Origin of the sequence: Salmonella sp. SAL4457 (assembly GCF_046548235.1) — a bacterium.
Lineage (GTDB): Bacteria > Pseudomonadota > Gammaproteobacteria > Enterobacterales > Enterobacteriaceae > Salmonella > Salmonella enterica.
This window is the reverse complement of sequence record NZ_JBGDZO010000002.1, coordinates 275,779-287,933: the sequence shown is the minus strand read 5'-3', so window position 1 is coordinate 287,933 and position 12,155 is coordinate 275,779. Positions and strand designations below refer to the sequence as shown.

15 protein-coding genes are annotated in these 12,155 nt (G+C 52.9%); 8 read left to right on the top strand and 7 right to left on the bottom strand.

What is annotated here, in order from left to right:
- Positions 1 to 31: 31 nt before the first annotated feature.
- A complete protein-coding gene (locus ACLJNW_RS08990; RefSeq protein WP_000098324.1) occupies positions 32 to 718 on the bottom strand; it encodes an IclR family transcriptional regulator in 687 nt (228 codons plus the stop codon).
- A 131-nt stretch (positions 719 to 849) separates the two neighbouring features.
- Positions 850 to 1,830: a type IV pilus twitching motility protein PilT gene (locus ACLJNW_RS08985; RefSeq protein ID WP_001055658.1), complete on the bottom strand. Its 981-nt coding sequence runs from the start codon at positions 1,828 to 1,830 to the stop codon at positions 850 to 852.
- Between the two features lie 17 nt (positions 1,831 to 1,847).
- On the opposite strand from ACLJNW_RS08985, the gene ACLJNW_RS08980 reads away from it, so the two are divergent.
- From ACLJNW_RS08980 to hemW, 5 genes are read left to right on the top strand one after another with little or no spacing between them, the layout of a single operon-like run.
- A complete protein-coding gene (locus ACLJNW_RS08980; protein WP_000997790.1) occupies positions 1,848 to 2,552 on the top strand; it encodes a YggS family pyridoxal phosphate-dependent enzyme in 705 nt (234 codons plus the stop codon).
- Between the two features lie 18 nt (positions 2,553 to 2,570).
- Entirely contained in the window at positions 2,571 to 3,137 is a 567-nt protein-coding gene (locus tag ACLJNW_RS08975; RefSeq protein WP_001094848.1) for a YggT family protein, read from the top strand.
- A complete protein-coding gene (gene yggU / locus ACLJNW_RS08970; protein WP_001277205.1) occupies positions 3,134 to 3,424 on the top strand; it encodes a DUF167 family protein YggU in 291 nt (96 codons plus the stop codon). Before ACLJNW_RS08975 ends, yggU begins: the two co-directional genes overlap by 4 nt.
- 7 nt (positions 3,425 to 3,431) lie before the next feature.
- Positions 3,432 to 4,025, top strand: a complete 594-nt coding sequence (locus ACLJNW_RS08965; protein ID WP_001174769.1) for an XTP/dITP diphosphatase — start codon at positions 3,432 to 3,434, stop codon at positions 4,023 to 4,025.
- Entirely contained in the window at positions 4,018 to 5,154 is a 1,137-nt protein-coding gene (hemW, locus tag ACLJNW_RS08960) for a radical SAM family heme chaperone HemW (protein ID WP_024154698.1), read from the top strand. Before ACLJNW_RS08965 ends, hemW begins: the two co-directional genes overlap by 8 nt.
- A gap of 91 nt (positions 5,155 to 5,245) precedes the next feature.
- On the opposite strand, the gene ACLJNW_RS08955 is transcribed toward hemW, so the two are convergent.
- The 5 genes from ACLJNW_RS08955 to trmB all read right to left on the bottom strand — a co-directional run bounded on the left by ACLJNW_RS08955 (position 5,246) and on the right by trmB (position 9,435).
- Complete coding sequence (locus tag ACLJNW_RS08955; protein WP_024154697.1) at positions 5,246 to 6,253, bottom strand: DUF1202 domain-containing protein; 1,008 nt, start codon at positions 6,251 to 6,253, stop codon at positions 5,246 to 5,248.
- A 132-nt stretch (positions 6,254 to 6,385) separates the two neighbouring features.
- Complete coding sequence (gene ansB, locus ACLJNW_RS08950; protein WP_000394188.1) at positions 6,386 to 7,432, bottom strand: L-asparaginase 2; 1,047 nt, start codon at positions 7,430 to 7,432, stop codon at positions 6,386 to 6,388.
- A 188-nt stretch (positions 7,433 to 7,620) separates the two neighbouring features.
- Positions 7,621 to 8,340 carry a DUF2884 domain-containing protein gene (locus ACLJNW_RS08945; protein WP_000984827.1) on the bottom strand — a complete coding sequence of 240 codons (720 nt, stop codon included), beginning with the start codon at positions 8,338 to 8,340 and terminating at the stop codon, positions 7,621 to 7,623.
- 49 nt (positions 8,341 to 8,389) lie between these two features.
- Positions 8,390 to 8,716: a YggL family protein gene (locus ACLJNW_RS08940; RefSeq protein ID WP_001107559.1), complete on the bottom strand. Its 327-nt coding sequence runs from the start codon at positions 8,714 to 8,716 to the stop codon at positions 8,390 to 8,392.
- Positions 8,716 to 9,435, bottom strand: coding sequence for a tRNA (guanosine(46)-N7)-methyltransferase TrmB (trmB, locus tag ACLJNW_RS08935; protein ID WP_000786893.1), 720 nt, complete (start codon positions 9,433 to 9,435; stop codon positions 8,716 to 8,718). Before trmB ends, ACLJNW_RS08940 begins: the two co-directional genes overlap by 1 nt.
- Positions 9,436 to 9,589: 154 nt before the next feature.
- On the opposite strand from trmB, the gene mutY reads away from it, so the two are divergent.
- From mutY to mltC, 3 genes are all read left to right on the top strand, one after another.
- Entirely contained in the window at positions 9,590 to 10,642 is a 1,053-nt protein-coding gene (mutY, locus tag ACLJNW_RS08930; protein WP_001148949.1) for an A/G-specific adenine glycosylase, read from the top strand.
- A gap of 27 nt (positions 10,643 to 10,669) precedes the next feature.
- Positions 10,670 to 10,945 (top strand): oxidative damage protection protein, encoded by a 276-nt coding sequence (locus tag ACLJNW_RS08925; RefSeq protein WP_000091706.1) that lies wholly within the window; start codon positions 10,670 to 10,672, stop codon positions 10,943 to 10,945.
- A 112-nt stretch (positions 10,946 to 11,057) separates the two neighbouring features.
- A complete protein-coding gene (gene mltC, locus ACLJNW_RS08920; RefSeq protein WP_000976289.1) occupies positions 11,058 to 12,143 on the top strand; it encodes a membrane-bound lytic murein transglycosylase MltC in 1,086 nt (361 codons plus the stop codon).
- Positions 12,144 to 12,155: the final 12 nt, after the last annotated feature.

Sequence of the window (12,155 nt, the reverse complement as noted above, 5' to 3'; positions counted from 1 at the left end):
CAGGCGGATAACGCGGTCACGGTTGCCAGGCTTACTGGGCAATAAGCTGGTTTAATGCCTTCAACGCCTGTAAACGCGCAGCCGCCTCCGCCTCATCAATCCGCCACATTCCCGCAAAGGCCAGCGCTGCGGCGTGCTTGTCTAGCGGTTGCGCCATAGAAACTTCACCATCAGCGTGATGCCACAGCACGTATCCCCGCTGGCGCTGCTGCGCCACATGCGGCGCCAGATTACGCCACTGCTCCGGAGTAAAACGCTGCATTAGCGCCTCATCGCTTTCTGCCGCCAGTAACGCCACTCCTGTTACCGACTGCCAGGCCGGGCACATGCGAAACCCCGCCAGCGCCTGACTTCCCTGCGAACCCGGCGTAGAGTGATAAATATAGATAATCTGGTCTTCCCATAGCACGCCTAATGCCACCACGATGTCTTTGGGCGCATGGCGTTCAAGGATAGGCAACGCATGGGAGAACAGCGCTGAACCACGAATCGCCTGCGCCGCCAAAGCATGAATGCCTGGCCCGGGTAAATAGCGTCGGTGCTCATCCTGCATCGTGAGTCCAATAGAGGCCATCGTCATTAACAGGCGATTAACGCGCGTGGTATTAATATCCATCAGCCGGGCAAGCTCGCGACATCCGATAGCACGGTCGCTGGAGACCAGATATTGCAGACAGCGAATGCCATCTATCAGGCTTTGATTCGGTTGTGATGACATCGTTAAATGGCTTCGCTGTGGTTTTAACAAAGCTGCGATTTTAACGCCGGTTCGCCAGGATACAAGCCTGCATGCCGTTCAATCCACCGCGCCAGTCAACACTTTACAACCCCCCTACGCCGCCATCTTCGCTACAGTCGTCCCTGCGCCTGACGCCATTGCGCGCTCTGGGCGAATGTCATCATCCCCTGCTGCTGCCCGGTTTGTATCACGTGGGCCAACTGATGGAGTTTGCCTTCACGGATCAAATTCCCTGTGGCTGGCGTATTAATCAGTAATTCAAACAACGCCACGCGCCCATCCTGTCTGTCGACCTCCAGTTTTTGTGATAGTACGGCGCGCAGACTACCCGCCAGTTGGCTGCGTACCGGTTCTTTTTCCTGCGCCGGAAAACTATCCACTAATCTTTCCACCGCCTGCGCCGCACCGCGAGTATGCAGGGTTGCCAGTACCAGATGCCCCGTTTCCGCCGCCGTCAGCGCCAGGCGAATGGTCTCGCTGTCACGCAGCTCTCCCAGTAAAATGACATCGGGATCTTCACGTAACGCCGCGCGCAGCCCGGCGGCAAAAGTGGCGCAATGCTGGCCGATTTCCCGCTGCTGTATCAGGCAACGCTTGCTGGTGTAACGGTACTCAATAGGATCTTCCAGCGTCAGGATGTGTTTATCGGCATGTTGATTAAGATGTCCCACCATCGCCGCCAGCGTAGTGGATTTCCCGCAGCCAGTAGCGCCAGTGACCAGAATCAGTCCGTTCTCGCTGGCAAGCAGTGCGGGTACTATCGGCGGCGTCTGGATTTCCGCCAGATCAGGACAACGCTCGGGCAATAGCCGTAGCGCCAGCGACGTTCCCTGTTGATGTGTGAACGCACTGGCGCGCAGGCGCCGCGTGCCAGACAGCGAGACGGCGAAATCAAGCTGGCCGTGCGTTCGCCACTGATATTGTTGCGCATCATTAAGCCAATCAAGCAGAAGCCTGTCGACATCAGGCGCGGTAAAAGGCGCGGTCTCCATGCGTCCTTGTTTGCGCCATCGCGCAGGCCAGGCGTTACACAGGTGTAGATCCGAGACGTTATGCTTTACACTAAGCGTCACAATTTCTTCCATATTCATATAAACATCCTCGGAAAATGAACGATATCGCGCATAACCTGGCACACATCCGGGACAAAATCTCCGCCGCGGCGACGCGTTGCGGCCGCTCTTCAGAAGAAGTTACGTTGCTTGCAGTGAGTAAAACCAAACCTGCGAGCGACATCGCAGAAGCCATTGCCGCCGGACAACGGGCATTTGGTGAAAATTATGTACAAGAGGGGGTGGAAAAAATCCGCCACTTTCAGGAAGCGAAAGTGGAAGGCCTGCACTGGCACTTTATAGGCCCTTTACAGTCCAACAAAAGTCGGCTGGTGGCCGAGCATTTTGACTGGTGTCATACCATCGATCGCCTGCGTATCGCCTCGCGTCTGAGCGAACAGCGTCCGGATAATCTGCCGGCGCTAAATGTTCTGATCCAAATTAATATCAGCGATGAAAACAGCAAATCAGGCATTCCGCTGGCGGAACTGGATGAGCTGGCCGCGGCGGTGGCAACACTGCCGCGTCTGCGGCTTCGCGGACTGATGGCGATCCCGGCGCCAGAGTCAGATTATGTAAGGCAGTTTGAAGTCGCACGTCAAATGGCTGTAGCATTTGCCGGGCTGAAAGCGCGCTACCCTGACGTTGATACCTTATCTCTGGGTATGAGCGACGATATGGAAGCCGCGATTGCGGCAGGTAGCACAATGGTGCGCATCGGCACCGCTATCTTTGGTGCTCGTGATTACACAAAAAATTAAGGAAAACTGAGGAACGCCATGAATACGTTGACCTTCCTGCTCTCAACGGTAATTGAGCTGTATACCATGGTGCTATTATTGCGCGTGTGGATGCAGTGGGCCCGCTGTGACTTTTACAACCCTTTCTCCCAGTTCGTGGTGAAAATTACGCAGCCCATCATCGGACCGCTGCGTCGTATTATCCCACCAATGGGGCCGATTGACAGCGCTTCCCTGCTGGTGGCGTTTATTCTTAGCGTTATTAAGGCGATAGTGCTGTTTAAGGTCATTACGTTTCAGGCGATTATCTGGATTGCCGCAGTGCTTATCTTGCTTAAAACAATCGGCCTGCTGATCTTCTGGGTGCTGCTGGTCATGGCTATCATGAGCTGGGTGAGCCAGGGTCGTAGCCCGATTGAATATGTATTGATTCAGCTTGCCGAGCCGCTGCTCAGCCCGATTCGCCGTATACTGCCTGCGATGGGCGGCATCGACTTCTCGCCGATGGTTCTGGTGCTGCTGCTGTATGTCGTTAATATGGGGATCGCTGAAGTCTTACAAGCGACAGGCAACATGTTGCTGCCGGGGCTATGGATGGCGCTATGAGTGCTGTGACTCGCTGCGAAGACGGTCTGGTGTTACGGCTTTATATTCAGCCGAAAGCCAGCCGCGACAGTATTGTGGGCTTACATGGCGACGAGGTGAAAGTCGCCATTACTGCCCCGCCGGTTGACGGTCAGGCAAACAGCCATCTGACCAAGTTTCTTGGTAAACAGTTTCGCGTGGCGAAAAGTCAGATCGTCATCGAAAAAGGCGAGCTGGGCCGTCACAAACAGGTAAAAATTATTCACCCGCAACAGATCCCGCCGGAAATTGCGGCGTTAACTGAGTAGGTATTCCATGCAAAAAGTTGTTCTCGCAACCGGCAACGCCGGTAAAGTGCGCGAGCTCGCGTCGCTGTTAAGCGATTTTGGGCTTGATGTGGTAGCGCAAACGGAACTGGGCGTTGACTCCGCGGAAGAAACCGGCCTGACGTTTATTGAAAACGCGATTCTCAAAGCGCGCCATGCCGCTAAAATGACCGGTCTGCCCGCCATTGCCGATGACTCCGGTCTGGCCGTTGACGTTTTAGGCGGCGCGCCGGGTATCTATTCCGCGCGCTATTCTGGCGAAAACGCGACAGATCAGCAAAATCTGGAAAAACTGCTGCATACTCTACGAGATGTTCCGGACGACAAACGCCAGGCGCGATTCCATTGTGTACTGGTTTATTTGCGTCATGCCGAAGATCCCACACCGATAGTCTGTCACGGTAGCTGGCCTGGCGTCATTACTCGCCAGGCGGCCGGAAATGGCGGATTTGGCTATGATCCCATTTTCTTCGTACCGTCTGAAGGCAAAACCGCCGCAGAACTGACCCGTGAAGAAAAAAGCGCGATTTCCCACCGTGGACAAGCGCTCAAGCTGCTGCTGGATGCGTTACGCAATGGCTAAACTACCGCCGCTCAGTCTTTATATTCATATTCCCTGGTGTGTACAAAAATGTCCATATTGTGACTTCAATTCCCATGCGTTGAAGGGCGAGGTGCCGCATGACGACTACGTCCAGCATCTGTTAAACGATCTGGATGCCGACGTCGCCTGGGCGCAAGGGCGTGAAGTAAAGACCATTTTTATTGGCGGCGGTACGCCAAGCCTGCTTTCCGGGCCGGCGATGCAAACGCTGCTGGACGGCGCGCGCGCGCGCCTGAATCTGGCGGCGGATGCGGAAATTACCATGGAAGCGAACCCCGGCACGGTCGAAGCCGACCGCTTCATCGACTATCAGCGCGCCGGCGTAAACCGGATCTCCATTGGCGTGCAGAGCTTTAGTGAGCCTAAGCTGAAACGTCTTGGCCGTATTCACGGTCCACAAGAGGCGATGCGGGCAGCAAGACTGGCAAATGGACTTGGGCTACGCAGCTTTAACCTCGACTTGATGCATGGATTGCCGGATCAAACGCTGGAAGAGGCGCTGAATGATTTGCGACAGGCGATTGCGCTTAATCCGCCGCATCTCTCATGGTATCAATTGACGATTGAACCCAACACTTTGTTCGGTTCGCGTCCGCCGGTTTTACCGGACGATGACGCTCTGTGGGATATCTTTGATCAGGGCCACCAGTTATTAACCGCCGCGGGCTATCAGCAATACGAAACGTCGGCCTATGCCAAACCCGGTTATCAGTGCCAGCATAATCTGAACTACTGGCGCTTTGGCGACTATCTGGGTATTGGCTGCGGCGCCCACGGTAAAGTCACCTTCCCGGACAGCAGGATCTTGCGCACCACCAAAACCCGTCACCCACGCGGTTATATGCAGGGACGTTACCAGGAAAGCCAGCGTGACGTGAGTGATGATGACAAACCCTTTGAGTTCTTTATGAACCGTTTTCGGTTGCTGGAGCGCGCGCCTCGCGCCGAATTTGTCGACTACACCGGGCTTACGGAAGCGGTTATTCGTCAGCCAATCGACGAGGCTATTGCCCAGGGCTACCTGACCGAATGCGAGCAATACTGGCAGATTACCCGGCACGGTAAACTGTTTTTAAACTCTCTTCTTGAGTTGTTTCTCGCGGAATAACAAGGAATAAGCCTGTCGCGCCAGCGGGTAAAATACCTGATGGCGCGACGCTTACCGACCTGTGGCGGTTAATGCGCCGCCGGCAAGCGCATTATTTAATAACCCCTTTACGACGCAAATCGTCCGTATCTTTTTTCCAGCGCTCGTAACCGTCATTAATATCCATAATTTTCACACGGATATCACTCTGTTGCATCTGAAGTTTCTGTACCGCTATATTCAGCGGATATTGTCCTTTCTCTAACGTTATCCAGTCATTCTGCGCTTTTCGACGCAGCTCTTCTGATTTCAAAAATACCTGCCGCCGTTGCTCGTGTATGTCTAAATCTCTTTTCTGCTGAATAGCCGCTTCATTGCACGGCTCACTCTGCTTACGACACGCGTCTAATGCCGGTTGATAGACCTCTTTTTCGTATTTCTCGGCATATACGCTGCTATCGTTGGCTTTTACATAATCATCGCGCTCTTTTAACGTCTTTTTAAACGCCTCGGCGCGGGTCAACGGTTTCCCATCAGCGCCTTTTCCCCAATACGCGTCCGCTTCTTTTTTAGCTACCGCTATTTTCTTATCCAGGGCAGAGAGTTGTTCTTCAAGACCGGGGATCGACGCTTTCTGCGCACGCCAGGAGGCTTCAATGTTGCCAAACCGATAGTTAAAGTCATCACTGTTGACGATCAGGTATTTATCATTCGTTTTAATGTCGTCAATAGCCCGGCCCTGATCGCTGGCTGCCATTTGTAATGAGTAATAGTTCACCGTCCAGCCAGAGGCTGGCGTCCCTTTACTGGTTAACATGGCAGAAAATTTAACGGGACGATCTTTGGTCCAGGTTTTTTCAACAAAATAATAATCCGCCGCCATACCAACGCCGGTATACATATCTTCACGGGAAGAAATATCCCCTTCGGCAGACCAGGTGGCCTGATTGCCCGTCGAATCAAGATTTTTTAAGGTAATGGAATACAGTTTAAGTATGCCGTGGTACTGCTTACTAAACTGTTCTTTTAAGATGTTATCGGAGGGTTGAGCAACCTCTGCCCAACTATAGCCTGAAATCAGGGCAAACAGCGCTGCGCCAGCAATCCATTGTCGAACCACTTGTGGACCTCCCGTCCAGAGACATGACGCCCACAATTATCATAACCAGGATGATAATTAGCAAGATAATAGTGTTGGTTGTGCGAGAGGTCTTCCAAAGATAGCCCCGGCCTTCCGACCGGGGCATTATCTTTAATACTGATTGAACATCGACTGGATCTGTTTTGGATCTTTAGTCTGGGTTAACGCCAGTTGCAGTAAGACACGCGCTTTTTGCGGGTTCAGCGTGCCGGAAGCGACAAAGCCGTATTTTGCATCGTCAACTTCCGCATCCTGCGTGGTTGCGCCAGTCGGCACACGTGAAGAACGCACCACTACCGTACCGTTGTGCGCGGCGGTCGCCAGGGTATCAAAGACCGTTTTATACAGGTTGCCGTTACCCACACCTGCGCTCACGATCCCGTCATAACCCGCGTCTACCAGCGCTTTTGCCGGCAGATCGGACGCATTCGCATAGTTATAAACGATACCGACTTTCGGCAACGCGGTCAGCTTCGACACGTCGAACGGGGTGGAAGTGGTATGTTTACGCTCTGGCGTACGCTGGTAGTCAATTTTACCGTTGTGGATATAACCCAGCGGGCCGTAGTTAACCGCTTTAAACGTCGCCACGTCAGTCGTATTGGTCTTAGTGACGTCGCGTCCGTCCATAACGGTATCATTCATTACCACCAGCACGCCGCGGTTGGCAGACTGTTTATCAGCCGCTGTTACTACCGCATTATAGAGGTTGAACGGGCCATCTGCGCTCATTGACGTGGAAGGACGCATCGCGCCGACCAGTACCACCGGTTTATTGCATTTCACGGTCAGATCGAGGAAATAAGCGGTCTCTTCCATCGTATCAGTACCGTGGGTGATCACGAAACCGTCGGTGCTGTCGCACTCGGTATTGATTTTTTTCGCCAGCGTGAGCCAGACTTCATCGTTCATATCCTGCGAGCCAATGTTAACGACCTGCTCGCCTTTCACTACCGCAATGTCCTTCAATTGAGGAACGGCATCCACCAGATTTTCGACGCCGACTTTACCTGCCGTATAATTTGATTTTGTTGCTGAATCACCACCGCCAGCGATCGTTCCGCCGGTCGCTAAGATGGTGATATTCGGTAAAGCGAACGCTGCGCCGCTGAAACCCATTACCAGAGCAGCTAATGCCGTTTTCCTGAAAAACTCCATGTTATATCTCCAGTTATGTCAACTGGTCGCATTATCTCTATATTGCAGACGAATAATGTGACGCCATACGATTAACCAGCGATATATATCCGACAGAGAGTATTTTTTAGAGATGGATAACAAAATGCAGGAAAAAACAGAATAAAAAGGCGCAGATACGATCTGCGCCATTGTTTAAAAAGGAAAGATTACTTCAGGCTGCCAACCAGCGCTTTGCGGCTATCTTCTAAGGTCACTACGCGGCTACAGACATCTTTGCCAAACTGCTGGAAATCTTTCTCCTGGTTTTTCCATTCGTTCTGGATAGCGGTTTGCAAACCACCTAGACTGCCCATCACGCCCTGTAAAGGATTGCCGCCGCCTTTAAGCACCGCTTTGGCGCCCATTTCGTTAATGCTGTCCTGCAAAATACCGCCCATCGCCTGATTCACCAACTGCTGACCGTCGGCACGCACCTGGTCGATAGCCTTATAGTGGAACGTCAGGCCGTCCGTACGATGTTCGATAATGCGGTTCATTTGCGCTTTTAATTGCGCATCAAGCTTCGTCAGACGGCTACGCATGTTGCTGCTTTCGCCCACCTCTTTAGCGATGATTTTATCCAGCGCCACGCGGCCTTTTTCGACGCGCGATCGGGCGCCCTCATCAATCCACGGCAGCGCGCTTCGCAGTTCCGCCTGGTAATCTTTCGCCTGCTCGCGCTGCGCGGCGCTAAGGGTGTACTGCTTACCGTTGTACATCACATTGCCGTCCGGCGTGATCACCAGGTTGCCGTTTTCACCTTTCACCTGCACCGTTTGTGGACTCAGGATCACATCGTCACGCGGCGTGACGCTGCATTTGTAATCTGCATGAGCGGCCATCGCCGTAAACGTTAGCACTGCCGCCAGCAGCGTTTTGCGCATCATAACTTTCCCTCAAGACAAAGCGGGCCGGCATTTGCCGACCCTGTACTTATTAGTCCCACCAAACGTCGAAAAGTTCGCTGGTTCGGACTTCTTCAAGGTTGCGCGCTTCCAGCCACTTACGCACAATCGCCTGATGTTCTTCGGTACATTTACCGATTTCCTGCATACAAATCAGCCCTTCCCAGGCCAGGTAGCCGCTGCCGTCAAACGCCAGTTTATTAGGCTCAATAACGTCATTAATAAAGTCATCGACAGTCTTATCGATCTGCTCTTCAGATGTACCTTCCGGAAAACGCCATGCCACCGAAAATCCTAATTCCTGGAATTCGTCAATGTGCATTTTTTTACGCAGACGACGACTACGGTTCTTTGCCATTATTTCACCCTCTCGAACATTAAGTCCCATACGCCATGACCAAGACGATGGCCACGTTGTTCAAATTTCGTTACCGGGCGCGATTCCGGGCGCGGTACATAATCATTGCTCTCTGACAGATTTTTGTACCCGTCGATAGAAGACATGACTTCAAGCATGTGTTCCGCATACGCTTCCCAGTCGGTCGCCATATGGAAAACGCCGCCCAATTTCAGCTTGCTCAATACCAGTTCAGCAAACGGCACCTGAACGATACGGCGTTTATTATGACGCGCTTTATGCCACGGGTCAGGGAAAAAGAGCTGAACCATCGATAAAGAATTGTCAGGAATCATTGTATGCAACACTTCTACCGCGTCGTGGCACATGACGCGCAGGTTTTCAACGCCCTCTTCATGAGCGGATGCCAGACACGCGCCGACACCGGGTGAATGCACTTCAATGCCGAGGAAATTCTGCTCCGGGCGCGCTTTCGCCATCGCCACGAGAGACGCCCCCATGCCAAAACCAATCTCCAGCGTCACCGGCGCTTCGCGACCAAACAACGTGGCGAAATCTACCGGCGCTTCGCTGAACTCGACGCCCATCACCGGCCAGTAGTTTTCCAGCGCGTGTTCTTGCCCCTTTGTCAGTCGCCCCTGGCGACGAACAAAACTACGAATGCGGCGCAGCGGGCGACCGTTTTCATCAAATTCCGGTGAAATGACGTCGTTTTTCATAAAAGTGTAGTCTGCTGTGTTTGAGTTCTGAAAACGGGCATTATCCAAAGTTAGTTGCCGGATGCAAGCATGAAGCGCACTGCGGAAAGTTCCGGTTTACACCCTGCGGCCTCTGTGCTGCAATCTTGCCCCCGGCAATAATGAATGAGTTTCCATGCAAGCGTCTCAATTTTCAGCCCAGGTTCTGGACTGGTACGACAAATACGGGCGGAAAACGCTGCCCTGGCAAATTAACAAGACGCCTTACAAAGTATGGCTCTCGGAAGTCATGTTGCAACAAACGCAGGTGACGACGGTGATTCCTTACTTTGAGCGATTTATGGCGCGCTTTCCGACGGTGACGGATTTAGCGAATGCGCCGCTGGATGAAGTGCTCCATTTATGGACCGGGCTCGGCTATTACGCCCGCGCGCGTAATTTGCATAAAGCGGCGCAACAGGTGGCGACGCTTCACGGTGGAGAATTCCCGCAAACTTTTGCCGAAATCGCCGCGCTCCCCGGCGTCGGGCGTTCAACCGCCGGCGCAATTCTCTCCCTCGCGTTAGGTAAACATTATCCGATTCTTGATGGAAACGTTAAACGTGTGCTGGCTCGCTGTTATGCTGTTAGCGGCTGGCCTGGAAAAAAAGAGGTGGAGAATACGCTGTGGACGCTGAGCGAGCAAGTGACGCCCGCACACGGCGTGGAGCGTTTTAATCAGGCGATGATGGATCTGGGCGCGATGGTTTGTACGCGTTCAAAGCCAAAGTGCACCCTGTGTCCGCTGCAAAACGGTTGTATCGCCGCTGCGCATGAAAGCTGGTCACGCTATCCGGGCAAGAAACCGAAACAGACGTTGCCGGAGCGGACGGGTTACTTTTTATTGTTACAGCATAATCAGGAGATTTTCCTGGCGCAGCGTCCTCCCAGCGGTTTATGGGGCGGACTCTACTGCTTTCCGCAGTTCGCCAGCGAAGCTGAATTACGTGAATGGCTGGCGCAACGGCATGTTAACGCTGATAATTTGACCCAGCTTAACGCGTTTCGCCACACATTTAGCCATTTCCACCTGGATATTGTGCCTATGTGGCTTCCCGTGTCGTCACTGGACGCCTGCATGGATGAAGGCAGCGCGCTCTGGTATAACTTAGCGCAACCGCCGTCAGTCGGACTGGCGGCCCCCGTGGAGCGCTTGTTACAGCAGTTACGTACCGGAGCGCCAGTTTAACGCCCCGGTCGATGAAGAGGATGACTTATGAGCAGAACGATTTTTTGTACTTACCTGCAACGCGACGCTGAAGGGCAAGATTTTCAGCTCTACCCTGGCGAACTGGGAAAACGTATCTATAACGAGATCTCTAAGGACGCGTGGGCGCAGTGGCAGCATAAGCAGACCATGTTGATTAACGAGAAAAAGCTCAACATGATGAACGCCGAGCACCGTAAGCTGCTGGAACAGGAGATGGTGAGCTTCCTGTTCGAAGGCAAAGACGTTCATATCGAAGGTTATACGCCGGAAGATAAAAAATAGGCCCGTTGCTGAATGAGGCTGCGCTTATTCGGCCTGTGAGTTATGCCGGATAAGCCCTTAGCGCCGCTGCCCGGCAACATGGCATAACGACAACACAACATGCACTCCCGGAATGATGAAAAAATTACTCGCGCTTGCTGTTATTGCGCCGTTGCTCATCTCCTGCTCCAGTTCGACCAAAAAAGGCGAGACGTATAATGAAGCCTGGGTCAAGGATACCAACGGCTTTGATATTTTGATGGGGCAATTTGCCAACAATATTGAAAATCTGTGGGGATATAAGGAAGTCCTGATCGCCGGGCCGAAAGACTACGTCAAATATACCGATCAGTTCCAGACCCGTAGCCACATCAACTTTGATGATGGGACCATTACCGTTGAAACCATCGCCGGGACGGAACCTACCGCACATCTGCGCCGGGCCATTATTAAAACGTTGCTCATGGGTGACGACCCAACCTCCGTCGATCTTTACTCCGATGTCGATGACATAAAAATTTCTAAAGAACCCTTCCTGTATGGTCAGGTCCTCGACAATACCGGCCAGCCTATTCGCTGGGAAGGCCGCGCCACGACATTCGCGGATTACTTGCTGAAAACGCGGCTCAAAAGCCGCAGTAACGGCCTGCGTATTATTTACAGCGTCACCATTAATCTGGTGCCGAACCACCTTGATAAACGCGCGCATAAATACATTGGCATGGTACGCCAGGCCTCCCGTAAATACGGCGTTGACGAGTCGCTGATTCTGGCGATTATGCAAACGGAGTCCTCGTTTAACCCGTATGCGGTCAGCCACGCGGATGCGCTGGGCCTGATGCAGGTAGTGCAACACAGCGCCGGGAAAGATGTTTTCCGTTCTCAGGGTAAGTCCGGCACGCCAAGCCGTAACTTCCTGTTCGACCCCGCCAGCAATATCGATACCGGCACAGCGTATCTGGCGATGTTGAATAATGTCTATCTGAGCGGTATCGAAAATCCGACGTCGCGGCGCTATGCGGTCATTACCGCCTACAATGGCGGCGCAGGCAGCGTATTACGCGTATTCTCGAACGATAAGATTCAGGCCGCGAATATGATTAACCGCATGTCGCCGGGGGATGTGTACCAGATATTAACCACCCGACATCCATCTGCGGAGTCGCGCCGCTATCTGTATAAGGTGAATTCCGCCCAGCGATCGTATCGCCGCCGATAAACCATCGCATCC